General features: G+C 59.8%; 26 protein-coding genes. 16 read left to right on the top strand and 10 right to left on the bottom strand.

Annotated features, from left to right (window positions below; all coding sequences use genetic code 11):
• Window positions 1–100 precede the first annotated feature (100 nt).
• The 5 genes from B2589_RS04005 to B2589_RS03985 are packed head-to-tail and all read right to left on the bottom strand — an operon-like array spanning window position 101 to window position 3,561.
• Complete coding sequence (locus B2589_RS04005; RefSeq protein ID WP_286815691.1) at window positions 101–475, bottom strand: hypothetical protein; 375 nt, start codon at window positions 473–475, stop codon at window positions 101–103.
• Window positions 447–1,229, bottom strand: a complete 783-nt coding sequence (locus B2589_RS04000; RefSeq protein WP_199456574.1) for a CbbQ/NirQ/NorQ/GpvN family protein — start codon at window positions 1,227–1,229, stop codon at window positions 447–449. Before B2589_RS04000 ends, B2589_RS04005 begins: the two co-directional genes overlap by 29 nt.
• Before the next feature lie 13 nt (window positions 1,230–1,242).
• Window positions 1,243–1,974 (bottom strand): PhnD/SsuA/transferrin family substrate-binding protein, encoded by a 732-nt coding sequence (locus B2589_RS03995; RefSeq protein ID WP_286815690.1) that lies wholly within the window; start codon window positions 1,972–1,974, stop codon window positions 1,243–1,245.
• 1 nt (window position 1,975) lies between these two features.
• Window positions 1,976–3,178, bottom strand: a complete 1,203-nt coding sequence (locus tag B2589_RS03990) for a cytochrome D1 domain-containing protein (RefSeq protein WP_286815689.1) — start codon at window positions 3,176–3,178, stop codon at window positions 1,976–1,978.
• Window positions 3,179–3,192: 14 nt separating this feature from the next.
• Complete coding sequence (locus tag B2589_RS03985; RefSeq protein ID WP_094623693.1) at window positions 3,193–3,561, bottom strand: c-type cytochrome; 369 nt, start codon at window positions 3,559–3,561, stop codon at window positions 3,193–3,195.
• Between the two features lie 224 nt (window positions 3,562–3,785).
• Here B2589_RS03985 and B2589_RS03980 point away from each other — a divergent pair, with 224 nt between their 5' ends.
• The 9 genes from B2589_RS03980 to B2589_RS03940 all read left to right on the top strand — a co-directional run bounded on the left by B2589_RS03980 (window position 3,786) and on the right by B2589_RS03940 (window position 12,342).
• A complete protein-coding gene (locus B2589_RS03980) occupies window positions 3,786–5,510 on the top strand; it encodes a nitrite reductase (protein WP_094623692.1) in 1,725 nt (574 codons plus the stop codon).
• A 30-nt stretch (window positions 5,511–5,540) separates the two neighbouring features.
• Window positions 5,541–6,005, top strand: a complete 465-nt coding sequence (locus B2589_RS03975) for an Lrp/AsnC family transcriptional regulator (protein ID WP_286815688.1) — start codon at window positions 5,541–5,543, stop codon at window positions 6,003–6,005.
• Window positions 6,002–6,547, top strand: coding sequence for an Lrp/AsnC family transcriptional regulator (locus tag B2589_RS03970; RefSeq protein ID WP_082641071.1), 546 nt, complete (start codon window positions 6,002–6,004; stop codon window positions 6,545–6,547). Before B2589_RS03975 ends, B2589_RS03970 begins: the two co-directional genes overlap by 4 nt.
• The gene (locus B2589_RS03965) at window positions 6,531–7,031 is read left to right on the top strand and encodes an Lrp/AsnC family transcriptional regulator (protein ID WP_286815687.1); all 501 of its coding nucleotides are present in this window, start codon (window positions 6,531–6,533) and stop codon (window positions 7,029–7,031) included. Before B2589_RS03970 ends, B2589_RS03965 begins: the two co-directional genes overlap by 17 nt.
• A complete protein-coding gene (locus tag B2589_RS03960) occupies window positions 7,006–7,530 on the top strand; it encodes an Lrp/AsnC family transcriptional regulator (protein WP_058341722.1) in 525 nt (174 codons plus the stop codon). Before B2589_RS03965 ends, B2589_RS03960 begins: the two co-directional genes overlap by 26 nt.
• A gap of 133 nt (window positions 7,531–7,663) precedes the next feature.
• A complete protein-coding gene (nirJ, locus tag B2589_RS03955) occupies window positions 7,664–8,863 on the top strand; it encodes a heme d1 biosynthesis radical SAM protein NirJ (protein ID WP_286815686.1) in 1,200 nt (399 codons plus the stop codon).
• A gap of 11 nt (window positions 8,864–8,874) precedes the next feature.
• A complete protein-coding gene (gene cobA / locus B2589_RS03950; RefSeq protein WP_058341724.1) occupies window positions 8,875–9,738 on the top strand; it encodes a uroporphyrinogen-III C-methyltransferase in 864 nt (287 codons plus the stop codon).
• A gap of 96 nt (window positions 9,739–9,834) precedes the next feature.
• Complete coding sequence (locus B2589_RS03945) at window positions 9,835–11,289, top strand: cytochrome D1 domain-containing protein (RefSeq protein ID WP_286815723.1); 1,455 nt, start codon at window positions 9,835–9,837, stop codon at window positions 11,287–11,289.
• Window positions 11,290–11,628: 339 nt separating this feature from the next.
• Window positions 11,629–12,342: a Crp/Fnr family transcriptional regulator gene (locus B2589_RS03940; protein ID WP_232901300.1), complete on the top strand. Its 714-nt coding sequence runs from the start codon at window positions 11,629–11,631 to the stop codon at window positions 12,340–12,342.
• Window positions 12,343–12,403: 61 nt separating this feature from the next.
• Here the strand turns inward: B2589_RS03940 and wrbA are convergent, their stop codons facing one another.
• Window positions 12,404–13,003, bottom strand: a complete 600-nt coding sequence (wrbA, locus tag B2589_RS03935) for an NAD(P)H:quinone oxidoreductase (protein ID WP_058341726.1) — start codon at window positions 13,001–13,003, stop codon at window positions 12,404–12,406.
• 189 nt (window positions 13,004–13,192) lie between these two features.
• Here wrbA and trhA point away from each other — a divergent pair, with 189 nt between their 5' ends.
• From trhA to B2589_RS03920, 3 genes are all read left to right on the top strand, one after another.
• On the top strand, window positions 13,193–13,870 hold the full coding sequence (gene trhA / locus B2589_RS03930; protein WP_286815685.1) for a PAQR family membrane homeostasis protein TrhA: 678 nt from the start codon (window positions 13,193–13,195) through the stop codon (window positions 13,868–13,870).
• A 67-nt stretch (window positions 13,871–13,937) separates the two neighbouring features.
• The gene (locus B2589_RS03925; protein WP_286815684.1) at window positions 13,938–15,071 is read left to right on the top strand and encodes an NnrS family protein; all 1,134 of its coding nucleotides are present in this window, start codon (window positions 13,938–13,940) and stop codon (window positions 15,069–15,071) included.
• Between the two features lie 137 nt (window positions 15,072–15,208).
• Entirely contained in the window at window positions 15,209–16,030 is an 822-nt protein-coding gene (locus tag B2589_RS03920) for an ion transporter (protein WP_058341729.1), read from the top strand.
• 1 nt (window position 16,031) lies between these two features.
• Here B2589_RS03920 and B2589_RS03915 read toward each other — a convergent pair whose 3' ends face one another.
• Entirely contained in the window at window positions 16,032–16,400 is a 369-nt protein-coding gene (locus tag B2589_RS03915) for a SirB2 family protein (RefSeq protein WP_094623685.1), read from the bottom strand.
• 123 nt (window positions 16,401–16,523) lie between these two features.
• On the opposite strand from B2589_RS03915, the gene B2589_RS03910 reads away from it, so the two are divergent.
• On the top strand, window positions 16,524–17,708 hold the full coding sequence (locus B2589_RS03910) for an NnrS family protein (RefSeq protein WP_286815682.1): 1,185 nt from the start codon (window positions 16,524–16,526) through the stop codon (window positions 17,706–17,708).
• Window positions 17,709–17,713: 5 nt separating this feature from the next.
• Here the strand turns inward: B2589_RS03910 and B2589_RS03905 are convergent, their stop codons facing one another.
• Window positions 17,714–18,229 (bottom strand): SRPBCC family protein, encoded by a 516-nt coding sequence (locus tag B2589_RS03905; protein WP_094623683.1) that lies wholly within the window; start codon window positions 18,227–18,229, stop codon window positions 17,714–17,716.
• Between the two features lie 217 nt (window positions 18,230–18,446).
• Between B2589_RS03905 and fabA the strand changes: the two genes are divergently transcribed.
• Window positions 18,447–18,956 (top strand): bifunctional 3-hydroxydecanoyl-ACP dehydratase/trans-2-decenoyl-ACP isomerase, encoded by a 510-nt coding sequence (gene fabA / locus B2589_RS03900; protein WP_094623682.1) that lies wholly within the window; start codon window positions 18,447–18,449, stop codon window positions 18,954–18,956.
• A gap of 11 nt (window positions 18,957–18,967) precedes the next feature.
• Window positions 18,968–20,179 carry a beta-ketoacyl-ACP synthase I gene (fabB, locus tag B2589_RS03895; protein ID WP_058341733.1) on the top strand — a complete coding sequence of 404 codons (1,212 nt, stop codon included), beginning with the start codon at window positions 18,968–18,970 and terminating at the stop codon, window positions 20,177–20,179.
• On the opposite strand, the gene B2589_RS03890 is transcribed toward fabB, so the two are convergent.
• Window positions 20,180–20,536, bottom strand: a complete 357-nt coding sequence (locus tag B2589_RS03890) for a helix-turn-helix transcriptional regulator (protein ID WP_022989295.1) — start codon at window positions 20,534–20,536, stop codon at window positions 20,180–20,182. It lies immediately after the preceding gene.
• Between the two features lie 189 nt (window positions 20,537–20,725).
• Here B2589_RS03890 and yegQ point away from each other — a divergent pair, with 189 nt between their 5' ends.
• On the top strand, window positions 20,726–22,039 hold the full coding sequence (gene yegQ, locus B2589_RS03885) for a tRNA 5-hydroxyuridine modification protein YegQ (RefSeq protein WP_286815681.1): 1,314 nt from the start codon (window positions 20,726–20,728) through the stop codon (window positions 22,037–22,039).
• Here yegQ and B2589_RS03880 read toward each other — a convergent pair.
• Window positions 22,036–23,355, bottom strand: a complete 1,320-nt coding sequence (locus B2589_RS03880; protein WP_286815680.1) for a ferredoxin reductase family protein — start codon at window positions 23,353–23,355, stop codon at window positions 22,036–22,038. The two genes, yegQ and B2589_RS03880, sit on opposite strands and share 4 nt — an antisense overlap.
• Between the last annotated feature and the right edge of the window lie 232 nt (window positions 23,356–23,587).

Here is a 23,587-nt window from a genome sequence, read left to right as displayed (position 1 = left end):
GCGGAGCCATGGATGGCGGAGCAGAAGCGCCACATGGATGTGCCGCAAGGAGCGGTTTTTGGAAGGACCTACCCGACCCTGCCTAGCACCGAACCCGAACCTACAGCAGCCACCGCGGAAAAGTAGGCGGCTTGTTGCCGATTGCCTGAGCCAGGGAAATCATTCCCCAGAGTACGAACGACGTGTGCAGTACGACCGCCCAGACAATAGCATAGGTCCAGAATAGTCCCGTGTTGCCGTAGATGAGCCAGCAAACGGCAACGCCGCCGCTGATCAGCATCGCGCCCAGTATCGACATATAGACTGCCGCTTTGCTGTGGGCCCGCCGCAAAGCGTGGGCATCGCCGGATTTCATCGCAATCGTCAGCAACACAATGAAGCCAATAACCGGCAACGCCAGCAGGTTCAGCAAGTACCAGATAACCGGGGCAATCGCCCCGGGAGATTCACTCTTCGGACTGCCCGAATACGGCATACACCACCTCCATCAGTGCGTTAACAGTAACCGCGTCATCCGATAGCGGTTCGATCATCCCGGCCCGGCAAGCCTCGATGTGGGGCATACCGGATGCGATCAGGTATGCAGTGTGGATCAGCAGGCGGGTAGACGCTGCTTCTTCCAGGTCGTGGTCTTTCAGCTTACGCAACGAGGTTGCCAGCCCCACCAGCTGCTTCGCAAGGTCGGCATCGCAGCCGGACTCTTCCTGGACGATGGTCTGCTCCACATCCGGCGTCGGGTAATCGAAGCTCATGGAGACAAACCGCTGCCGGGTACTGGGCTTCATGCCTTTCAGCAAGCTCTGGTAACCCGGGTTGTAGGACACCACCAGCATAAAGCCCGGTGCGGCTTTCAGCAGTTCGCCGGTGCGTTCGATGGGCAGTTCCCGGCGGTCATCCGCCAGCGGGTGCAGTACCACGGTGGTGTCTTTTCGTGCTTCCACTACTTCATCAAGGTAGCAGATTCCGCCTTCCCGCACCGCCCGGGTCAGGGGGCCGTCCTGCCAGTAGGTGCCGTCGGGGCCGATCAGGTGGCGGCCAACCAGGTCAGAGGCGGTAAGGTCGTCGTGGCAGGCCACGGTGTAGACCGGGCGACCGAGTTTTTCGGCCATGTAGCGGACAAAGCGGGTTTTACCACAGCCGGTAGGGCCTTTGATCAGTACCGGCAGGCCGTTGTCTGCAGCGGCGGTGAACAGCTCTACTTCGTTGCCGGCGGGTTGGTAGAAGGTCATGTACAGGTTCCTTTTATTGCAGGGAATCGGGTGGGGCAAAGCCGTGCACCCATTCCGGGAAAAGATTGAATATCTGGCGATCGTCGCTGCGTTTCAGTTCAAGCAGTGCTTTCAGGCACGGCTGCAACCCGGGGTTCTTGGTGTCGGTGCCGGCATACCAGCCAGCACCTGAAACGGGTTCTCCCTGCCAGGTAATGGCCAGGCCCTGGGATTCCAGGAAAGGCGTGACCAACCCGAGTTCCGAGACCGCCGCATGGGTGTTGTTGTGCAGCAACAAGCCCAGGGCAGAGCTGAAATCACCAGCCTCGTAACGCTGGCCCCGTTTCGGCGTTACGCCCTCGGCAGCCAGGGCCTCCAGTGCAAGCCGCCCGGAGAGCGGGTCGGTTCCTGCTACCAGGGATACGTCCCGCCCTTCCAGCTCCCCCAGTGTTCTCACACCGGCGGTTTTCCGGGTTACCCAGACCGGAACCGGATCCTGGCCATCGGCGTTGACGGCCCGGAGCTTGAGCCTGTCTGCCAGGCCATCCTGCCGGTACACCAGGTCACCGTCACCCTCACCGGCTTGATTGAACACCAGTTCTGCCTTGCAGTTCTGTGTGTCGAGATAACGTTGCAGCCGGTAACTGGCGACGGTGACAGACCTGGCTTCAGTGTGTACATCAAGCCGCACCGGTCCAGAAAACTGGCCGGCGCTGACGGCGCTGGTGCAAAGCACGAACAGCCAACCGCCGGCGGTAACCCTCACCTCACAAGCCCAGCTGATGCGCCCGGTTGGTGAAGAAGATGCCCGACGGCTTTTGCGCCGGCAGGGTAGCGACTTCTTCCAGTGTGCGGGTGTTGTAGATGGTCACCCGGTCGCTGTCCCGGGAAGATACCCACACTTCCTCACCGCGAGGGGTGAATTCCATGTGCAACACAGACTTGCCGGGCTCCAGGGTACGGATGATTTCCCGGGTGCGGGAATCAATCACCTGAACCACGTCGTTCTTCGGGTGCGCAAAGCTGACCCAGATCTGGCGGTTGTCCGGGCTGGCCATGACAAACACCGGCTGGCCCTGTACCGGAATGCGCTGCACCATGCTCCAGTCTTCCATATCGGCGACCAGTACCTCGTGGCGACCGACTGCCGGCACAAACGCGTAGCCATCGGCGATGGCCCAGCCTTCCAGGTGCGGCATCTTGTAGACCGGCAAGCGCTGCTCGCCCTTGCCGTAATCCGGCAGGATAGTCTGCGCGCCCTGCTCCGGCTCCCACAGATCCATCATCGACAAGCCGTCTTCCCCGAACAGGCCGGCTATATAGAAGCGGCCGTCCGGTGTGATCAGGGCATCGTAGGGTTCTTTGCCGGCCTCATGGCGGGTCACACCCGGCGGATTGCTGTGCATATCCACGGTCCAGATTTCACCGGCCTCGAACAGGCTGAAGACAAACTGGTTGCCCGGGGCGTCTACCAGGCCCACGGTCTTGGACTGATCCTCCTCACCCTCGGCATTGGTGTAGAACGCGGGAATTTCCACCACGGTATCCAGGGTTTCGCTGTCGAAAATATTTACCCCGCCAGGCTCGTAGTTGGACACCGCCACGTAACGACCATCCTGGGAGATGGCTCCGCCGATGCTATTGCCGGACTGGATAACGCGATCGGTCACCGTGCGAGTGAGCAGGTCGACCTTGGTGAGCCCACCGTCACGGCCAAACACGTAGCCGTAGCGGGCATCTCGAGAGTACACCACGGAGGCGTGGGACAAATCGCCCAGACCTTCTACCCGGCCCAGGATTTCGTGTTCGGAGTGGTCAACCACCAATACCGAGCCGGTGGCCCGCTCGATGATCAGGCCCAGGTCACCCGTGCCGCGCAGTTCAGCCGGCTCCGGCGCAGACAAGCTCTGGCAGCCGGCAGTCAGGGTAGCGGCGATGGTCAGTGCAATCGGTGCAAACAGACGTTTCATCGTGGGTCCTTCAATTATCGGCTTCGGGGGGAATCGGATTCGGGAGCAATCAAGGCACCGGATTTGAGCTGCTGGCTGATCCAGGCAATTTGCTGGTCGGTCAGCAAGGCTTTCCAGGGTGGCATGGCCGTGCCCGGCACGCCTTCCCGGATGATGGCGGAAATCGCAGCTTCCGGCAGGGCTTCAATGTCTGCTGGCCGCAGGGGTGGTCCCAACCCGCCTTTGAGTTTCAGGCCGTGGCAGGAGCCACAATCCTGGATGACGAAGTTCTTCAGCTCGGCCTCGCTTTCGGGCGCGCCGGCCAGGGCCTGAACGGAGGTGATCGCCAGCGCCGTCGCCAGTACCAATGAGTGCCAGGAGCAGGCCTGACCGGTCGTTTTCATTGCGGGTCTCCGGGAAGCTTCAGCACATGCTGCAATTCCAGTATTTCCATGGCATTGATATTGATTAAATTCTCCTGCGGTATCCAGTGATCTTTGGTTATACGCCATCTACCCATGGGGAGGTACTCTCTTGATTACCTGTATTTATGTGACATAAATCAATGTCTGAGAAGCCCAACAAGAGAACCCTAGGACGTACTCTTGAATCCCAAGGAGAGAACCTGATGAGAGTAACCGATATGATGATCAAGCCACTGGCCTTCGCGGTGGCCATTACGTCCATGGGCGTGATGACTGCGCAGGCTGCCCCCAAGAATGGCGATGACGCAACCATGGCATACGAAGGCACCCCCAGTGCCGTTGATGCCGGTTCCGCACGAGTCGTCCGCACCCCCGGTGCCCCTGACCTGACCGACGCCGAGTTCGAACAGGCCAAGGAAATCTACTTCCAGCGCTGCGCCGGCTGTCACGGTGTACTGCGTAAAGGCGCCACCGGCAAGCCGCTGACCCCGGATATTACCCAGGAACGTGGCATCGACTACCTGAAGGCCTTTATCAGCTACGGCTCCCCGGCCGGTATGCCGAACTGGCTGACCTCTGGTGACTTCGACGAAGAAACCGTGGAACTGATGGCCAAGTACATCATGCACGAGCCGCCACAGCCTCCCGAGTTCAGCCTGGCTGACATGAAGAACACCTGGGAAGTGCTTGTTGCTCCGGAAGATCGTCCGAAGAAACAGATGAACGACCTGGACCTGGAAAACATCTTCAGCGTTACCCTGCGTGACGCCGGTAAGATTGCCCTGATTGACGGCGATTCCAAGGAAGTCGTGAAGATCATCGAAACCGGCTACGCGGTGCACATCTCCCGGATGTCTGCCTCTGGCCGTTACGTGATGGTTATCGGCCGTGACGCCCTGATCAACATGATCGACCTGTGGATGGAAGAGCCGCAAACCGTAGCCAAGATCAAGGTTGGTATGGAAGCGCGTTCTGTCGAGACCTCCAAGTACAAAGGCTGGGAAGACAAGTACGCCATTGCCGGCACCTACTGGCCGCCCCAGTTCGTGATCATGGACGGCGACACCCTGGAGCCGAAGAAAATCGTGAGCACCCGTGGCATGACCGTGAGCAACCAGGAATACCATCCTGAGCCGCGTGTTGCCGCCATTGTGGCGTCCCACGCGCATCCGGAGTTCATCGTCAACGTCAAAGAGACCGGCAAGATCCTGCTGGCCAACTACGAAGACCTGGACAACATGAACATCACCACCATCGATGCGGCTGAGTACCTGCACGATGGTGGCTGGGATGCCAGCATGCGTTACTTCCTGACCGCCGCCAACAACTCCAACAAGATTGCCGTTGTTGACGCCCAGGACCGTAATCTGGAAGCCATGGTTGAAGTTGGCAAAATCCCGCACCCGGGCCGTGGCGCCAACTTTGTTGACCCCGAGCATGGTCCGGTCTGGGCAACCTCTCACCTGGGTGACCAAACCATCCAGATGATCGGTACCGACCCGGAAGGTCATCCGGACAAGGCCTGGAAAGTGGTTCGCACGGTTGATGGCCAGGGTGGCGGTTCACTGTTCGTGAAGACCCATCCGAAGTCCACCAACCTGTGGGTAGACACCGCCCTGAACCCGGCTGAAGCTGTGAGCCAGAGCATTGCCGTCTTCGACATCAACAACTTTGATGCCGGCTACGAAGTGCTGCCGATTGCCGAGTGGGCTGACCTGGGCGAAGGCCCCAAGCGTGTGGTCCAGCCGGAATACAACAAAGCGGGTGACGAAGTCTGGTTCTCTGTGTGGAACACTTCAGACAAGAATTCCGCCATTGTTGTGGTTGACGACAAGACACGTGAGCTGAAGAAGGTCATCAAGGGCGACTACATGGTTACCCCGACCGGTAAGTTCAACACTTACAACACCCAGCACGACGTGTACTGATCCGGCCCCTGGCCCGGAGGAGATAACCTGATGAGACTGGACACCGTCGACCAACAACTGATCAACCACTACCAGCGCAACCTGCCGGTATGTGAACGCCCTTACCGCGAGATGGCCGACACACTGGGCATTTCCGAGGACGAAGTGATCAGCCGGCTGGCGGTGCTCCAGCAACAACAGGTACTCAGCCGGGTTGGCCCGGTGTTTGAACACAGCCAGGCGGGCGCAAGCCTGCTGGCTGCCGTGGCGGCGCCGGTCGAGCAGGTCGACCTGGTGGCCGCACGGATCAACAGCGCTCCCGGCGTAAACCATAATTACGCGCGGGAGCACCTATACAATCTCTGGTTCGTGATGACCGCCCCGGATGAAGACACCCTGGATGAGCGGCTGGACGAGCTGGAACATCAACTGAAGTTGCCCATACTCCGGCTGCCCATGGTTGAGGGTTACCATATTGACCTAGGCTTCGACATCGACTGGGACGCACTACCATGAACCACCCAGCGCCACACCCGGACCGCCACAACGGCAGCTATCTGTTTGATACCGAGGCCTTCAGTGCCTGGGGCCTGCTGAGGCTCCGCCAGAAACTGGAAGAAGGCCTGCCCTTAACACCCCGCCCGTACCTGGCGCTGGCCGAACAAACCGGCCTGACCGAGCAACAGGTTATGGACGCCGTCCGCCACTGGCAGGATCAGGGCCTGATCAAGCGTTCCGGCCTGATCGTGAAGCACCGCACCCTGGGTTACAGGGCCAACGCCATGGTGGTGTGGGATGTGCCCGATGAGCAGGTGAGCGAACTTGGCCGCGCACTGGCTGCCGTGCCCTTTGTAACCCTGTGCTACCAGCGCCCCCGCAGACTGCCCGACTGGCCCTACAACCTGTTCTGCATGATTCACGGCGTTAACCGGGAGCGGGTACTGGGCCAGCTGGACCAAATGATTGCCAGCCACCACCTTGAACAGATTCCCCACGCGGTTCTGTTCAGCAACAAAGCCTATCTTCAACGGGGAGGACGCTATGTCAGTAACAGCTGAGCCAGCTGCCCGCTGGGAGTCACCAGACGTAGCCCCTGCCTTTACCGATACCGAAAAAGCCATCATCAACCGCCTGCAATACGGCCTGCCGCTGACCCCGAGCCCGTACCGGGACGTTGCCGAAGAACTGGGCATCAGTGAGCAGACCTTGCTGGATACCCTGCAAGCCCTGCTTGCCAATCGCACCCTGACCCGTTTCGGCCCAATGTTCCACGCCGGTGAAATGGGAGGCGGCCTGACCCTGGCCGCCATGCGCATTCCCGAGCAGGACTTTGACCGGGTAACCGAACAGGTAAACAGCTTTGCAGAGGTGGCCCACAATTACCGCCGGGAACACGAACTGAACATGTGGTTTGTCCTGGCCACAGAAACCCCGGAAGGCATTGCCGAAACCATCGGGCGCATTGAAGCGCTGACCGGCTACCCGGTGTACAACATGCCCAAGGAGCAGGAGTTTCATGTCAACCTCCACTTTGAAGTCTGAGCAGGCCCGGCTCACCGACCAGGACCGGGAACTGATCCTCGCCACCCAGGAAGGCCTGCCACTGGTATCCGATCCCTGGGGCGAACTGGGCCGTCAGCTCGGCATGCCGGCAGACGAAGTGCTGTCACGCTTTCAACACATGCAGGAAACCGGCGTTATCCGCCGCGTGGCTGCCGTACCCGACCACTACAAGCTGGGCTATCGCTACAACGGCATGACCGTGTGGGATGTCTCTGACGACGCCATCAGCACCATGGGCCAGCAAGTTGGTGACCTGCCGTTCGTCAGCCACTGCTACCGTCGCCCCCGGCACCTGCCCTATTGGAGCTTCAACCTGTTTGCCATGGTGCACGGCACCAGTCGTGAAGAGGTGGAGCACAAGGCCGCACAGATTCGTGAACTGCTGGGCGACACCTGCTCCGGCCACACCATCCTGTACAGCTCTGCCATCCTCAAAAAAACCGGATTGCGGCTGAGAAAACAGGCAGATAAGCCATAGGGACTACCCCTCGAAGTACTCCATCAAAGGTATGGATACCCAGCGCCCACGGGGGGATAGTACAAGGGCAGAGAGCCGGTAAAGGCCAGCCCGGAGAGGCAACCAGGCCACTCCCGATGAGAGAGAGAATTTTATGTTTCGCATGACCCGCTACATCAAAACCCTGATGAACCCGACACCCGTCCGCCCGGTGCCCAAGCCCAGTGGCCCGGTGGTGATCTGGAACCTCATCCGCCGCTGTAACCTGACCTGCAAACACTGCTACTCGATCTCTGCCGATATCGACTTCAAGGGCGAGCTGAGCACTGAAGAAGTCTACACCGTGATGGACGACCTAAAAGCCTACGGTGTGCCGGTACTGATCCTGTCTGGCGGTGAGCCGCTGATGCGCCCGGACATTTACGAGATTTCTCACCGGGCCAAGGAAATGGGCTTCTACGTTGGCCTGTCTACCAACGGCACCCTGGTCACCGAAGAAAACATCGACAAGATTGCCGCGGTTGGCTACGACTACGTGGGTATCAGCATTGACGGCCTGGAGGCCACCCACGACGAATTCCGCCAGAAAAAAGGCGCGTTCAGGGAATCCATGCACGCCGTGGCTCTGTGCAAACAGGCCGGCATCAAGGTGGGCCTGCGCTTCACCCTGACCCAGGATAACTACCCGGAACTGCCGGCCATGCTGGAGATGCTGGACGAGCACCAGATCGACAAGTTCTACCTGTCGCACCTGAACTACTCCGGCCGCGGCGGCCGCAACAAGAAGCGCGACGCCTGGTACGACATGACCCGCGACGCCATGAACCTGCTGTTCAACCACTGTCACGACGAACTCAAGCGCGGCATCGAGCGGGAATACGTCACCGGCAACAACGACGCCGACGGTCCCTTCCTGATCGAGTGGGCCAAGGAACACTACCCGGACCAGGTAGATGCCCTCACCCAGCGGCTGACCAACTGGGGCGGCAACTCCTCCGGCGTGAACATTTCCAACATCGATAACCTGGGCGTGGTACACCCGGACACCTTCTGGTGGGATCACAACCTGGGCAACGTGCGGCAGACCCCGTTCTCGAAGATATGGTCTGAAACCACCGACCCGCTGATGCAGGGCTTCCGCCAGCATCCGCGCCCGGTGAAAGGCCGCTGCGCGGACTGCAAATACCTGAACATCTGTAACGGCAACACCCGGGTGCGGGCCTACAACGTGTCTGGCGACTTCTGGGAAGAAGACCCCGGCTGCTACCTCACCAACGAGGAAATCGGCGTGGTGGAAAGCACACCGCGCAGAGTGGCCGCCGCCGCTATCGAAATCCCGGTCAACAACCTGTAAGGACGCACGCCATGACAACTAACCAAAGCAAGAAGTGCCTGGTGGAGTTCCAGCTGGCGGAGCAACCCTTACGGCCGGGCGAAGTGGCCATCGTGGGCGCAGGCCCCGGCGACCCGGGCCTGCTGACCCTACGGGCCCTGATGCTGATCCAGCAGGCCGATGCCATTGTCTACGACCGCCTGGTATCGCCACAGATCATGGAACTGGTGAACCCCAGGGCCGAGCGCATTCACGTGGGCAAGGCCAGCGGTTGCCACTATGTGCCCCAGGATGAGACCAACGAACTGCTGGTGAAACTGGCCGTGCAACAACGCCGGGTTGTGCGCCTGAAAGGCGGCGATCCGTATATCTTCGGCCGTGGCGGTGAAGAAGCCGAATTCCTGGTAGAGAACGACATCGACTTCCAGGTGGTGCCGGGGATTACCTCCGCCGCCGGTTGCTCTGCCTACTGCGGCATCCCCCTGACGCACCGGGACTACGCCCAGAGCGTGACCTTCGTAACCGGCCACCGCAAGGGCGACCAGGCCCTGGAGCTGAACTGGCAGGTGCTGGCCGCGCCAGGTCAAACCCGGGTATTCTACATGGGCCTGCACAACGCCCCGACCATCGTCGAGCAGCTGACCGCCCATGGCCTGTCCGAGAATTGCCCGGTGGCACTGGTGGAACGCGGTACCACACCGCTGCAGCACATGACTGTCACCACCCTGAAAGACCTGGTCGACACCATTGAACGGGAAGATTTCCAGCCGCCCACACTGATCATTGTGGGTGAAGTGGTGCAACTGGCCGACACCCTGGCCCGCCCGGCGCAAGCTGGCTGGAACAGTGCCTTGTCCGGCCCGGCTGCTGCCACCGCTGGCCGCCGGCCGGCCTGAACCGAAACCTGACTGACCAACCGGGAGCTGTTGCAGGTGAACCTGACCCAAGCCCGAACAAAGATTATCTCCACCCTGTTACTGGCCGGCAGCGTGATGGCCACCCCTTTGCTGGCCAGTGAATCCGGCGAAACCGGAACAGACACCCTGTACCTGCAGCAATGCGCCGCCTGCCACGGCCCCGACCGCCTTGGCGGTATGGGCCCCGCCCTGCTGCCGGAAAACCTCGGGCGACTGAAGAAAGCCGAGGCCGAAAAGGTCATCCGCGAAGGCCGCCCAGCCACCCAGATGGCGGGCTACAAAGACATCCTGAACGACCAGCAGATCGCCGCCCTGACCGACTTCATCTATCAGCCTCCGAGTCACGAACTGAAGTGGGGCGAGGCCGAAATCCGCAACAGCCAGGAAGTCAGCCACGCCGCTGGCTCCCTGCCGGATGAACCGGCGTTCGAAGCGGACATGATGAACCTGTTCCTGGTGGTAGAAATCGGCGACCACCACGTCACCCTGCTGGATGGCGACAAGATGGAGCCCATCCACCGGTTCCCCAGCCGCTTTGCCCTGCACGGCGGCCCCAAATACAGCCCGGACGGCCGCTACGTTTACTTTGGCTCCCGGGATGGCTGGATTACCAAGTACGACATCTACAACCTGAAAGTGGTGGCTGAGGTTCGCGCCGGCATCAACATGCGTAACATTGCCGTATCCGCCGATGGCAACTACGTGCTGGCCGCCAACTACCTGCCCCACTCCATGGTGCTGTTCGACGCCGCCAACCTGGAAATGCTTGATTTCATCCCGGTTGAGAACGATGCCGGCGAAAGCTCCCGGGTGAGCGCCGTGTATACCGCACCACCCAGAAGCAGCTTCATCGCGGCATTGAAAGACATCCCCGAAGCCTGGGAAATCACCGTCGAGAATCAGAAAGCAAAACTGCGCCGGATGACCACCGACACCCTGCTGGACGACTTCTTCTTCGACCCCGGTTACCAGCACCTGATCGGCGCCGCCCGCGACGGCAAGCATGGCGTGGTGATCGATCTGGACACCGGCAAAACCACCGCGGAACTGCCGCTACCCGGCATGCCCCATCTGGGCTCCGGTATTACCTGGGAATACGAAGGCCGCCGGGTGATGGCTACCCCGCACTTCCGGGCCGGTGCCATTTCCATCATCGACATGGATACCTGGGAAGTGATCAAGACCCTGGAAACCGAGGGCCCGGGGTTCTTCATGCGCAGCCACGAGAATTCCCGCTATGCCTGGGCAGATGTGTTCTTCGGCCCCAACGCCGACAAAGTCCACATCATCGACAAGCAGACCCTGGAGATCGTCAAGACTCTGCAGCCTGAGCCGGGTAAGGTAGCCGCCCATGTGGAGTTTGATCGCCACGGCGAGAAGCTGCTGCTGAGCATCTGGGACGACGACGGTGCCATCATTGTGTACGACGCGGATACGCTGGAAGAAGAAAAACGCATTCCGATGAAGAAACCCTCCGGCAAGTACAATGTCTGGAACAAGATCAACTACGAGGAAGGCACCAGCCACTGACAGGTTCTGAAGAAATAGCCCCTTCACATATCCAGAACGGCCGTATGAGCTGATGATGGCGAGCCTGGAAGGCCACTGCGCTGCTCTGGGCCGCTTGTGCGGGACCTCCTCCCAAAACTGTGCGGAGCCAGGGATGGCGAAGCCCAAGCGCCACATGGATGTGCCGCAGGAGCGTGTTTTGGGAGGAGGTCCCGCACAAGTGGCCTTCCCCACAAGCCGCCCTCCGGCACCGAGTAATCGTTATCGACTAAGTCAAATATCTTTAATCATTTAAGTCATTTCAGATGTTTGTTTTTTTGGTAGCATAATTGACCTACGCCAATGCAGCGAAGGTTTGTTATGAACAGCAGTTTCCGACCACCGATGGCATCCGCACCCTGCCTGCTGGGTGAAGACCACCCGGACATTATTCACCACGACGCGGCACCCGCCGAAGTTGCCCTGCTGAACGGCCTGAGCCGCGCCTTTGGCATTTGCCTGAACGAAAAGCAAAACAGCCCGGAAGCACGGTTTCTGAGCGATATCGCCCGCCTGTTCCATCAACGCAGGATAGACGCAGAAACACCCCTGGAAAAACACGACCGGCCCTGGGCTAACGTGTATCTGATCCAGTACGGCGTTTTGCGCCTGTTCCGGGAATCATCTGCCGGCAAGGTCGCGATTCATCACTTCTTTACCGAAGGCGATCTGATCTGGCCGGTATTCGGGCGCAGCAGAACGGTGCGTAATACCCTGTGCCTGACCAGCGTGCTGCCGGCCACAGTCTGGGTGGCGGATTTCAGCGCTTTCCGTTCGGCGATCCAGAACCATGGCGACGGGCTTTGGCATAAGTTCGCACTGGTGCTGACCGAGGAGATTGCGGAGCTGACCAGCATGCGGGAATACCGCAAACACACCATGCCGGCCAAGGAGCGCTACCAACTGCTGCTCGATGAGTACCCGGAACTGGTCAAGCGGGTGCCGGACAATCAGCTGGCCTCCTGGCTGGGTGTGGTGCCCGCCACTTATTCCCGGCTAAAGGCTGCCAGTACGAAAGCCGGCAGGCGGACATAAAAAAGACGGCGGACTTTTCAGCCCGCCGCCCAAACCTGAGTCAACGCTTGTTACTTCGAAATCAGCCGTGCAGCTTCACTGCCAGCTCAGCCACGTGCTTACCCTGGAAGCGGGCAATGGCCAATTCTTTCTCGCTGGGCTGGCGGGAACCGTCACCGCCGGCGATGGTCGAGGCACCGTACGGCGTGCCGCCATTCACTTCAGAGATATCAAAGAACTCCGGAATTCCATAGCCCAGAGGTACCAACACCATGCCGTGATGGGCCAGGGTGGTCCAGAATGATGTGATGGTCTGCTCCTGACCGCCGCCTGTTCCGGTTGAGGTGAACACGCTACCCACTTTCCCGTGCAGCTTGCCCTCAGCCCACAGACCACCGGTCTGGTCGAGGAAGGTGCGCATCTGGCCGGCCATGTTGCCGAAGCGGGTCGGCGTGCCGAAGATGATGGCATCGTAGTCTGCCAGTTCAGCCGGGCTGGCTACCGGAGCATCTTGCTCGGCCTTGCCACCAGCGCTCAGAAACGCCTGGTCGGCCATGGTTTCCGGCACTCGCTTGACCACTACATCGGCACCCTCAACGCCCTTGGCGCCTTCGGCAATGGTGTTTGCCATGGTTTCGATATGGCCGTACATGGAATAGTAAAGAACAAGAACTTTTGCCATCGGAACAATCCCCTTGGTTGTTTCAAACTTGGTACTAGCGTAACTGCCCGACGCAAAAGACGAAAACGGAAGATTTCCGGCAGATCGTTCAGTTTTTCTGAACATGGTCACAGGATGGTCATGGCAAACACTTGCGTACACATGTACGCTGAACTGCATTATACTTTTAGCGAACACAGGCCAGCGCGGATGACAGCAAGCATGAACCACCCCAACGATTCGTTGCCATCTATTCACCTGCGGGTAGAAGAGTGGACCAACAGCGCAACCCACGGCCTTGGCGCCATTCTGAGTGTTATCGGAACCATTGCCCTGATTGCCGGCGCAAGCCAGATGGGAGACACCTGGAAGATTGTCAGCTTCAGCGTATTCGGTGCCTCACTGATCCTGCTGTACATGGCATCTGCGCTGTACCACGGTGCTCGCCGCCCGGAGTTGAAATCCCTCTTCAAGACACTGGACCACTGCGCCATTTTCCTGCTGATCGCCGGCACCTACACACCTTTCCTGCTGGTGAATATGCGCGGCACCACCGGATGGACGCTGTTTGCGGTGATCTGGTCGCTGGCCCTGACCGGTGTGGTACTGAAAGTCATCTTCAAGAACCGCTTCAAGCTGGCGCGGGTGGGCATCTACGTTGCCATGGGCTGGTTGATTACCTTTGCCTCGTCTGACCTGGTCGCCAGCCTCAGCGAAACCGCGCTGCACCTGACCATTGCCGGCGGCATTGTGTATACCGCCGGCGTGGCGTTCTACCTGGCGGATCGCATTCCCTACATGCATGCGGTCTGGCACCTGTTCGTGATCGGCGGCAGCGCCTGCCATTTCAGCGCCATCTATTTTGGTGTGCTGCCCTACACGGTATAAACTCCGGTTCTGGCCCCGGTAACCTGCGGGGCCTTCCAACCAGAACCCATACCGAGGTCTGTTCAACGTGGCTGGCAAGCCCCTGCACGCATTCTGGCTGTTCTTTCCCGCTGCTGCTTTTTGGGCTGCCCTGGTTGTTCCCCTGTCCCTGTTCGCCGTATTGTCTGGCACCGGCTGGCCGCCGGGGCTGATTGGCGCAGGCCATGGCCACGAACTGGTTTTCGGCTTTGCCCTGGCATTGATTGCCGGCTACACCCTTGGCCCCCAGCCCTGGCGGATACTCGGCCCCCTGTTCGGGCTCTGGCTTGCGGCCCGTGTCAGCTGGCTGCTGGCACCGGACTGGCTGGTTAGCCAGCTGTTAAGCCCGGCCTTTGCGCTGTTGCTGGCACGGTACGTGGTGCCCCGTTTCCAGGCCGCCAAGAAGTGGCGCAACAAGGTTGCCGGCCCGCTAATCCTGGTGCTCTGCCTGATGGCCCTGGTCTATTTCCTGGTGCGCGCCGGCCTTCCCTTCCCTGATACCCGCGTTCTCCTGCACACGGCCATTATCGGCCTGCTGTTGCTGATGACGTTTATGGGCGGGCGCATCATCGCGCCGGCGGTGGCCGGCACCATGGAGAAGAAAGGCATACCGCTGGAAGCCCGGGTTCAGCCGTTAATTGAAGGCTGGTTACTGGCGATTCTGCCCCTCGCCATGGTGTGCATTCTGTTTACCGCTACGGAAATACTGGCTGGCCTGCTGTTGCTGGCCGCGAGCCTGCTGATTATCGTTCGGGTGGCCCGCTGGAAGCTCTGGCACTGTACCGACCGCCCGGACCTGCTGGTGCTGGCCATCGGTTATCTCTGGCTGGCCGCCGGGGCGGCGGTTACCAGCGTGCACCTGGTTGCTGGCCACGCCCTGTTGCCCGCGTTGCACGTGATTGCCGTTGGCGCCCTGGGCACCCTGTCTTGCAGTGTGATGTTGCGCCTGGCCTGGCAGCGGGCCTGCCGGCGATTCCCGCCTGCATGGCAGGTTCTGGTTATTGCCGTACTGATTGCCCTCGCCAGCGTAGGCCGATACCTGGCAGGCCCGTTGCCGTTCAGCCAGCCTGCCTTGCTCTGGCTGGCGGCCGGCGCCTGGAGCCTGGCCTATCTAGGCCTGTTCGCTCAACTACTGCACCTGTACTCCGCGTTCACCAAGAAAGGAAAGGCCAACAATGGCTAAATGGCTGGTAAAGACCGAACCCTCCGAAGAATGGCAGCTGATTGTTCAGCTGGTGGATTAAACCGCCGTCACAGAGCTACCACCCGCTGCTCCGGATGATTAGAATTGCCGCGCCAACCTAATCCGGAGCCTGAACGATGTCTGTGGACATAACTCCCACAAGTAGTTTTGATCAACTGAAGCGCATTGAATCGAGCAAGGTGTTTCAGGGCGTTGTGATTGCCATCATCATTCTCTCGGCCCTGACCATCGGCGCAAAAACCTACGAACTCCCGCCGCTGGTTGAACAGACCCTGACCGTTCTGGACAACGCCATCACGCTGTTCTTCCTGGTGGAAATCCTGTTTCGCTTCGCCGCCTGCCCGGTCAAGCGCCGGTTCCTGATGGACGGCTGGAACCTGTTCGACACCCTGGTAGTGATCGGCAGCCTGATCCCGCTGGACAACTCCGAGGCGGTGCTGCTGGGCCGGTTGCTGCGGGTATTCCGGGTGCTGCGACTGGTGTCTGTAGTGCCAGAACTGCGCTTCCTGATCAATTCCCTGCTCAAAGCCATTCCGCGCATGGGCTACATCGCCCTGCTGATGTTCATCATCTTTTACATCTATGCCGCCATGGGCTCGATGTTCTTTGCCAGCGTGGACGAAGTACTCTGGGGCGATGTGGCCATCTCCATGCTCACTCTGTTCCGGGTTGCCACCTTCGAGGACTGGACCGACGTGATGTACGCCACTATGGAAGCCTATCCCCTGAGCTGGATCTACTACCTGACGTTTATCTTCCTGACGGCTTTTGTATTCCTGAACATGATGATCGGGGCGATTCTGGAGGTGATGAGCGAAGAACAAAATGCCAAGCAGGCCCAGAAAGCCCACGACGAGCGGGATGAAATTGCCCGTCAGCTCCAGGCTGTCCAGGAACAGCTGAAGGAACTGACGAAGCAGGTCAGCGAGAAACGCTGATTCAGAACGGCTTGGCCATGGCCAGGTGGAAGATGGCGCTGACCTGGACCAGGGCAAGTACGGCACCCGTGATGCGGGCCGGCTTGCCCAGCGTGGCTTTCAGGGCAAACACACCGGCAATGATGTAGCCAAACAGCAGTACGATCTTGGCAATCAGCCAGCCCGGCATGGCCGAGGCATAACCCGCCACAAACAGCAGGGAAATCGCCGCCACCAGCAAAATGGTGTCATTGATGTGGGGAATAAACCGCAGCGGTGTCTGGCGCCAGCCCGGCCGGCCTACCGCATCCAGCAGCAACCGCAGCGCAAAGAGCGTGATAGTAAGGTAGGCTGTGGTCATGTGCAGGTGCTTCAGAATCGTGTACGACATGAAAGTTCCTTTGGTTACAAGAGATTTGCGGCCATTGTACGCAAACTACCCCCAAGCAGGTATGGTTAATACAGGCACGCAGATTTAACATATACCTGAAATATATGTATTTGGGAGATCTCCATGCAGGCCATACCCACCTCCGCTGACCAGGCACCCGCCAGCGTCAGCCAGTTATTTTCCTATCCGTTCCGGATTTTCTTCCTGTCCATGACGGTACTGACCCTTGTGGCCATACCGGTCTGGGTTCTGGAAGTCACCGGCGTTCTGCAGTTGCCACTGGCCATGCCTGCCCTGTTCTGGCACCAACATGAAATGCTGTTCGGTTTTTTGTCGGCGGCCATTGCCGGCTTTCTGCTGACCGCTGTTTGTGTCTGGACGCAAACAGAACGCACCCACGGCCTTCCCCTGGCGCTGCTCTGGGGCGTGTGGCTGGCCGGTCGCCTGCTGCTGGCCCTGGGTGGAAACCTGCCGGACTGGGTGGTTCAGGGCGTTAACCTGGCTTTTCTGCCACTGGTGATGATCGATGCCGGATGGCGAGTATGGCATGCCCGCCAGAAACGCCAGGCCATGATTATGGTCGTGCTGGGCCTGCTGTGGCTGATGCAGATCGGTTTCGTTACCCGGCTGGATATGTCCTTTAGCTACGGCGCGCTGATTATGGCCCTGGCGCTGATCAGCATCATCGGCGGCCGTATCACGCCGGCCTTCACTGCCGGCTGGCTGCGCCAGCGCGGTGGCAACGCCGAGGCGGTGAAAATGATTCCGGGGCTGGACATGGCCGCCCTGTTTTCGATGATCCTGCTGATGGCATCTCTGGTAACCGGCTGGAAAACCCTGGCGGCCGTAATCGCCGTGGTTGCCGCCGCGCTGATGCTGGTTCGCCTGTATAACTGGAAAGGCTGGCTGGCGCGCTCCGAGCCGCTGCTGTGGATCCTGCACCTGTCTATTCTCTGGGTACCGGTCGCGCTGTTGCTGCTGGCAGGCTCGCTGGTGGCAGGCTGGCCCTCCAACGCCTGGAGCCACGCAGCAGGCGCAGGTGCTGTCGGTTGCCTGATCCTGGGCGTGATTGCCCGGGTCTCCCTTGGCCATACCGGCCGGCCGTTGAAACTTCCGAAGGGAATGGTGCTGGCGTTCGTCGCCATTCAGCTGGCGGCGGTTATCCGGGTGCTCACCGCATTGAGCATCATCCCGTGGCACCCGGGCATTGGCACCAGCACCCTGTTATGGATGATCGCCTACGGACTGTTCCTGGTGCGCTATGCCGGGGTACTGGCACGGCCCAGGGCAGACGGTCGGGAAGGCTGAGCGGCTCAGGCCGCCAGCTTCTCCTTGAGGCACTTTTCAAAGTAACTGCGGGCGGCACGGAAGCGGCCTGCAGGAAAGTGAATACTGATCCCCTCCAGCGCTGCCATCAGCATTTCCAGGTGTGCATCCCAGCCGGCACAGGCAATCGGCACCAGGTGATCGTCTGGTAGCAACAGGGTCAGCGACAACCGGGTGCCATCGCCTTCCGGCACCAGTTCCCACCGCAACGGCCGCTCCGGATCATCGCCGGCACTCCAGGAATACACCAGCAAGCGGTGCGGCTCACAGGCCGATATCCGACAATCAATGGGCGTGCCACTGTTACCGAAATCCAGCTGAACCCGGCCACCGGTGCGGGCGTCCAGCGTACCCGGCGCCAGCCAGCTGGCCAGGTGTACAGAATCCGTCAGCATCTTCCAGACCAGCTCCGGCGAATGATCCGTCACCCGCTCCAGCCGGGCCGTTACGCGCCCGTCCTGCAGTGCCAGGGAGCCTGTGATCACCTCGTGTTCTGCGGACATAACACCTCCTTCCGAACCGCCAACCGCACAGATTTGAATAGTCCGACACGGTAGCAAGGGCCGCGCCCGGGTACCTTGATGAGCATCAACACCAGGAGCAGGGTTTCAGGCACAAAAACGGGGTGTTTGCGGCAATCATCCACTAAAGGTCAATAGCCGTTTCTGAATCAGGCGCTAAAGTATCAGTACATCATTTTGCAATAGAGATACTGGCAACATGTACCCTGATCACTTTGACAAAGAAGACCTGATCCGCTGTGGCCATGGCGAATTATTCCCTGGCGCCATGCGCCTGCCCATCGACGAAATGCTGATGGTCGACCGCATTACCCACGTGGGCGCCGATGACGGCCTTTACGGTAAGGGCAGTCTGGTGGCAGAACTGGACATCAACCCGGACCTCTGGTTCTTCAAGGTTCACTTCGAAAGCGATCCGGTAATGCCGGGCTGTCTGGGCCTCGACGCCATGTGGCAGCTGGTCGGTTTCTTCCTGGCCTGGAGCGGTGGCGAAGGCAAGGGCCGGGCACTGGGTGCCGGCGAAGTGAAATTCTTTGGTCAGGTTCTGCCTGACAACAAAAAGGTAACCTATTACCTGGATATCAAGCGGCTCATCCGCCGCAAGCTGACCATGGCCATTGCGGATGCCCGCATGGAAGTGGACGGGCGGGAAATCTATACCGCCAAGGACCTTCGGGTTGGCCTGTTCACCTCTACAGATGACTTTTAGGAGTTAGAACGATGCGTCGCGTAGTTATTACCGGCATGGGGATTGTCTCCAGCCTTGGCAACAACCAGAAAGAAGTCGCCCAGTCCCTTCGTGAATCCCGCTCAGGCATTGCCTTCAGCGAGGAAGCCCGGGACAACGGCTTGCGCAGCCACGTAGCAGGCAAGATCGACCTGAACCTGTCCGAGCTGATCGACCGTAAGATCTGGCGCTTTATGAGCCCGGCAGCAGGCTACTGCTACCTGGCGGCCAAAGAAGCCATCGAGCAGGCTGGCCTGACCGACGAGCAGCTGCGTGCCAACACCACGGGCGCCGTATTCGGCACCGGTGGCGCGTCCACCGTGGAACTGCTGGATGCGATCGACACCCATCGCGACAAAGGCATTCGCCGGGTAGGCCCTTACCGGGTTCCCCGCACCATGGGCAGCGCCATCAACGCGTCCATCACCACGGCCTTCGGTATTACCGGCATCAACTACGGCATTACCTCTGCCTGCGCGACCAGTGCCCACTGTATCGGCCACGCGGCTGACCAGATCGCCCTGGGTCGCCAGGACGTGATGCTGGCCGGCGGTGGCGAAGACATCCACTGGACCCTGAGCCTGATGTTCGACGCCATGGGCGCACTGTCCACCAAGTACAACGACACGCCGGAACAGGCCTCGCGCACCTATGACGCAGACCGTGACGGTTTCGTGATCTCCGGTGGTGGCGGCACGCTGGTACTGGAATCACTGGAACACGCGGAAGCCCGCGGTGCCACCATCCTGGCCGAACTGGTCGGCTTCGGCGCGACCTCTGACGGCGCCGACATGGTTGCCCCCAGCGGTGAAGGCGCCATTCGCTGCATGAAACAGGCCATGGCCAACATCGATGGCGAAATCAGCTACATCAACACCCACGGCACCAGCACCCCGGCTGGCGACGTAACCGAGCTGAAAGCCCTGAAGGAAACCTTCGGTGACAAGATTCCACCGCTGAGCTCCACCAAGCCCCTGTGCGGCCACGCCCTGGGTGCCGCCGGCGTGCATGAGGCAATCTACAGCCTGATCATGCAACGGGAAGGCTTTATTGCCCCGTCTGCCAACATCCAGAACCTGGATGAAGGTGCCGAAGGCTACCCCATCGTTCGTGAACGCATGGACAACCAGAACATGGACCTGGTGATGAGCAACAGCTTCGGCTTCGGCGGCACCAACGCCACCCTGATTTTCAAGAAAGTGTGATCAGGACAGCCTGAGCGAGCGGTATTCAGCCGGCGGAGTGCCCATCCAGCGCTTGAACGCCCGGCTGAATGCACTCAGCTCCGAGAAACCAAGCTGTTCGGCGATTTCTACCAGCGGCTTGGTTTTATCCTTCATGTAAGTCAGCGCCTGCTCCCGGCGTACCTGCTCCAACAAGGCTGCAAACGTCAGCCCCTCTTCGCGCAACTTTTTGTGCAGGGTGTAGCGGCTCATATTCAACTGCCCGGCCACCGTTTCCACACCTACCTTTCCTCGTTCCAACTGAACCCGGATCAGCTTACTCACCCGAATGCTCAGGGAACGCTTTGAATTTTCAGGCCTTACAGGCTCTGATGCCATACTGGTTCCTCCTGCCATTTGATGCTGGCCCAATCTGCAAACTCCATCAGCGTACACATGTTAGCCGAAAGTGATCAATAAGACCTTTGAGCGAGATCAATGGCACAACCACCCGTTTGTGGAAAACTGCAGCCTTTCCATAATAGCCCACCTGCAGCCATCGACTTCCTGAACAAACCCGGAGACACCATGACTTTCCCGGAACTGCTCGCTCCCGCCGGCACCCCCGAACACCTGGAAACCGCCTTTGCCTACGGTGCCGATGCCGTATACGCCGGCCAGCCAAGGTACTCCCTGAGAGTAAGGAACAACAGTTTCAAAGACGTTGCAGCCCTGGGGGCAGGGATTGCACGGGCCCACGAACTGGGTAAACAGTTCTACCTGGTTTCCAACATCGCACCCCACAACGACAAGGTGCGCAGTTACCTGAGAGACCTTGCCCCGGTGCTGGAGCAGAAGCCGGACGCCCTGATCATGTCGGACCCCGGGCTGATCATGCTGGTACGGGAAAACTGGCCGGACCAGGCCATCCACCTGTCGGTGCAGGCCAACGCCGTAAACTGGGCCACCGTGGAATTCTGGCGCCGCCAGGGCATCAACCGGGTGATCCTGTCCCGGGAACTGGCCCTGAACGAAATCCGCGAGATCCGCGAAAGAGTGCCGGAAATGGAACTGGAAGTGTTCGTACACGGCGCCCTGTGCATGGCCTACTCCGGCCGCTGCCTGTTGTCTGGCTACATGAACCACCGGGACGCCAACCAGGGTGCCTGCACCAACGCCTGTCGCTGGAACTACAAGCCGGTTCAGCACAGTCACGACCAGACCGGCGACCTGATCGCCACCTCTGCCGACAGCGTGGAAACCTTCGAACCCAGGGAAATCCTGCTGGAGGAGCCCAACCGCCCCGGAGGCTTCATTCCCGCCTACGAGGACGAACACGGCACCTACATTATGAACTCCAAGGACCTGCGTGCCATCCAGCACGTGGCGGAACTGGTGAACATGGGCGTGCACTCCCTGAAAATCGAAGGTCGCACCAAGAGCACCTACTACGTGGCCCGCACCACCCAGGTGTACCGCAAGGCCATAGACGATGCCCTCGCCGGCAAGCCCTTCGACATGCACATGATGAATGAACTGGAAGCGCTGTCTAACCGGGGCTACACGGAAGGCTTCCTGCGCCGCCACGTGCCCCAGGAATACCAGTCCTATGAACAGGGCTCGTCCTATCTGGGCACCCAGCAGGTGGTCGGCACCATCAGCGATGCCGATGACCGCTGGCTCACCATCGACGTGAAGAACAAGTTCGCCCCGGGCGACCAGCTGGAACTGATCACCCCGGCCGGCAACCTTCACTTCCGCGCCAACGCCATGGAAAACCGCAACGGCGAAGCCATGGAATACGCACCGGGCAGCGGCCACTTTGTGCGCATTCCCAAGCCGGAAGGCCTGCCTGAATCCCTGCAATTCAGCTACCTGACCCGCATCCTGCCGGCCGGTTAACGCATCCGGAAGGCTTCCTGGTGGAAGCGCACCCGTCCCGGCCAAAGCCTCCGCAGCCCTTTGCGGAGGCTGTCCGCCATCCCTTGTGGCCCGCAAAACCATACTTCTGCTCGCTCACCGCGGGCGGCATCCGCAGCCAGAGCCTCAGCCGTCAGCCTGCCACTGGCCCCACCATGCAGGTGCAGATCAACCCCCGGACGGGCCGCGCACAGGGATTCCAGCCGAGCCACGAACGGATCATGTCTGGGATCTGTCACGCAGTAGTGAATATCAGCCCGAACCTCATCCTCGCCTCGCGAATCCAATGACTCCAGCCAGGCCAGAAACGGTGTAATACCAATTCCGCCTGCTACCCAGATCTGCCGAACACCGGCCCTGGCCCGATCAAGCTGGAACCGGCCATAGGGGCCTTCCACTTTCACCGGATCTCCTGCAACCAAACGACCTGACAGCTTTTGCGTGTAATCTCCCAGAGCCTTGATGGCAAAGGTCACAGTCTTGTCGCCACGGTCTGCACTGGCGATCGTAAACGGGTGATGCCCCTCAAACCGGTCAAAGATCACAAAAGCAAACTGGCCGGCACGATGCCCGCGCCAGGTATCAGCCAGCTTGCAAGTCACCTCGAGAATATCGCGGGACACCCGCTCTACCGAAATCACCGTTCCTTCGCTTGAGCGCCCGGCCCCGATACGCCCCGTCAGCGACCAAACGCTGGCAACGCTGCCCGCTACAAACAAGACCGCCATCAACCACCCCAGTGGCCCTTGCCAATACCCGGCAGGAGCAAGCACCACCGCATGGAACACTACCAACAGATACAGCGCAGGCATTGCGCGATGCAACGGCCGCCACAAACGGTAGGAAAACTGACGCCACAGGCTCAGCAACAACATGGCGAACATCAGATAAATAACAAACTCACCCAGGTCTTCGCCAAGATCCCGGAGCCCGCCCGGAAACGCCGAGAACTCATCGGCATCCAGCCGGGCGCCACGGCCCGCTAGATTCTCGAAAAGGTCCTCCGACATTTCCAGCAACCAGTGCGCTGCGGCAAACAAAACCGCCATAATCCCGCCCCACTTGTGCAGACGATAGATCTTATCCATGCCCCCGAGCGGCTTTTCGAGCCAGGCGGGGCGAGTCGCCAGCACCATAACCATCGACATCAACGCCACCGAAAGCAGGCCACTGAGAAACAGGCTTTCCAGATACACAGCCCAGACAGTGGAACCGGCATCCGGATAGCCCGGAGCCATTAGCTGATACGCCCAACCAACGGTTACCAAAGCGATTACACCAACAAGAACAAGCAACATGATTCAGCTTCCCCAGATCCCTCACAGAAGGCGGATTGCCTTCCGCAACCACAGCCTGCAACAGGCCGCCTGAACCTTCGCTGAGCAAGGCGTTAATGTTCCATTCATCTGGGGCTGAAAGGCTGACTAAGGTATAATCCTTACACGACCGATTTAATACCTGACTAAATTACTCTGGTATTGTATAATCACTCGCCAGAAACATCGGGAAACCGGGCCAACAGAGCCCTGC

The organism is Marinobacter sp. UBA3607, from assembly GCF_002375525.1.
GTDB lineage: Bacteria > Pseudomonadota > Gammaproteobacteria > Pseudomonadales > Oleiphilaceae > Marinobacter > Marinobacter vinifirmus.
This window is presented reverse-complemented; position numbering and strand designations above follow the sequence as displayed.

Excerpts from the sequence above, each read along its gene's own strand:
- B2589_RS04005 (WP_286815691.1), bottom strand. The coding sequence starts at position 475 with ATGCCGTATTCGGGCAGTCCGAAGAGTGAATCTCCCGGGGCGATTGCC.
- B2589_RS04000 (WP_199456574.1), bottom strand. The coding sequence starts at position 1,229 with ATGACCTTCTACCAACCCGCCGGCAACGAAGTAGAGCTGTTCACCGCC.
- B2589_RS03990 (WP_286815689.1), bottom strand. The coding sequence starts at position 3,178 with ATGAAACGTCTGTTTGCACCGATTGCACTGACCATCGCCGCTACCCTG.
- B2589_RS03985 (WP_094623693.1), bottom strand. The coding sequence starts at position 3,561 with ATGAAAACGACCGGTCAGGCCTGCTCCTGGCACTCATTGGTACTGGCG.
- B2589_RS03980 (WP_094623692.1), top strand. The coding sequence starts at position 3,786 with ATGAGAGTAACCGATATGATGATCAAGCCACTGGCCTTCGCGGTGGCC.
- B2589_RS03975 (WP_286815688.1), top strand. The coding sequence starts at position 5,541 with ATGAGACTGGACACCGTCGACCAACAACTGATCAACCACTACCAGCGC.
- B2589_RS03970 (WP_082641071.1), top strand. The coding sequence starts at position 6,002 with ATGAACCACCCAGCGCCACACCCGGACCGCCACAACGGCAGCTATCTG.
- B2589_RS03965 (WP_286815687.1), top strand. The coding sequence starts at position 6,531 with ATGTCAGTAACAGCTGAGCCAGCTGCCCGCTGGGAGTCACCAGACGTA.
- B2589_RS03960 (WP_058341722.1), top strand. The coding sequence starts at position 7,006 with ATGTCAACCTCCACTTTGAAGTCTGAGCAGGCCCGGCTCACCGACCAG.
- nirJ (WP_286815686.1), top strand. The coding sequence starts at position 7,664 with ATGTTTCGCATGACCCGCTACATCAAAACCCTGATGAACCCGACACCC.
- cobA (WP_058341724.1), top strand. The coding sequence starts at position 8,875 with ATGACAACTAACCAAAGCAAGAAGTGCCTGGTGGAGTTCCAGCTGGCG.
- B2589_RS03945 (WP_286815723.1), top strand. The coding sequence starts at position 9,835 with ATGGCCACCCCTTTGCTGGCCAGTGAATCCGGCGAAACCGGAACAGAC.
- B2589_RS03940 (WP_232901300.1), top strand. The coding sequence starts at position 11,629 with ATGAACAGCAGTTTCCGACCACCGATGGCATCCGCACCCTGCCTGCTG.
- wrbA (WP_058341726.1), bottom strand. The coding sequence starts at position 13,003 with ATGGCAAAAGTTCTTGTTCTTTACTATTCCATGTACGGCCATATCGAA.
- trhA (WP_286815685.1), top strand. The coding sequence starts at position 13,193 with ATGACAGCAAGCATGAACCACCCCAACGATTCGTTGCCATCTATTCAC.
- B2589_RS03920 (WP_058341729.1), top strand. The coding sequence starts at position 15,209 with ATGTCTGTGGACATAACTCCCACAAGTAGTTTTGATCAACTGAAGCGC.
- B2589_RS03915 (WP_094623685.1), bottom strand. The coding sequence starts at position 16,400 with ATGTCGTACACGATTCTGAAGCACCTGCACATGACCACAGCCTACCTT.
- B2589_RS03910 (WP_286815682.1), top strand. The coding sequence starts at position 16,524 with ATGCAGGCCATACCCACCTCCGCTGACCAGGCACCCGCCAGCGTCAGC.
- B2589_RS03905 (WP_094623683.1), bottom strand. The coding sequence starts at position 18,229 with ATGTCCGCAGAACACGAGGTGATCACAGGCTCCCTGGCACTGCAGGAC.
- fabA (WP_094623682.1), top strand. The coding sequence starts at position 18,447 with ATGTACCCTGATCACTTTGACAAAGAAGACCTGATCCGCTGTGGCCAT.
- fabB (WP_058341733.1), top strand. The coding sequence starts at position 18,968 with ATGCGTCGCGTAGTTATTACCGGCATGGGGATTGTCTCCAGCCTTGGC.
- B2589_RS03890 (WP_022989295.1), bottom strand. The coding sequence starts at position 20,536 with ATGGCATCAGAGCCTGTAAGGCCTGAAAATTCAAAGCGTTCCCTGAGC.
- yegQ (WP_286815681.1), top strand. The coding sequence starts at position 20,726 with ATGACTTTCCCGGAACTGCTCGCTCCCGCCGGCACCCCCGAACACCTG.
- B2589_RS03880 (WP_286815680.1), bottom strand. The coding sequence starts at position 23,355 with ATGTTGCTTGTTCTTGTTGGTGTAATCGCTTTGGTAACCGTTGGTTGG.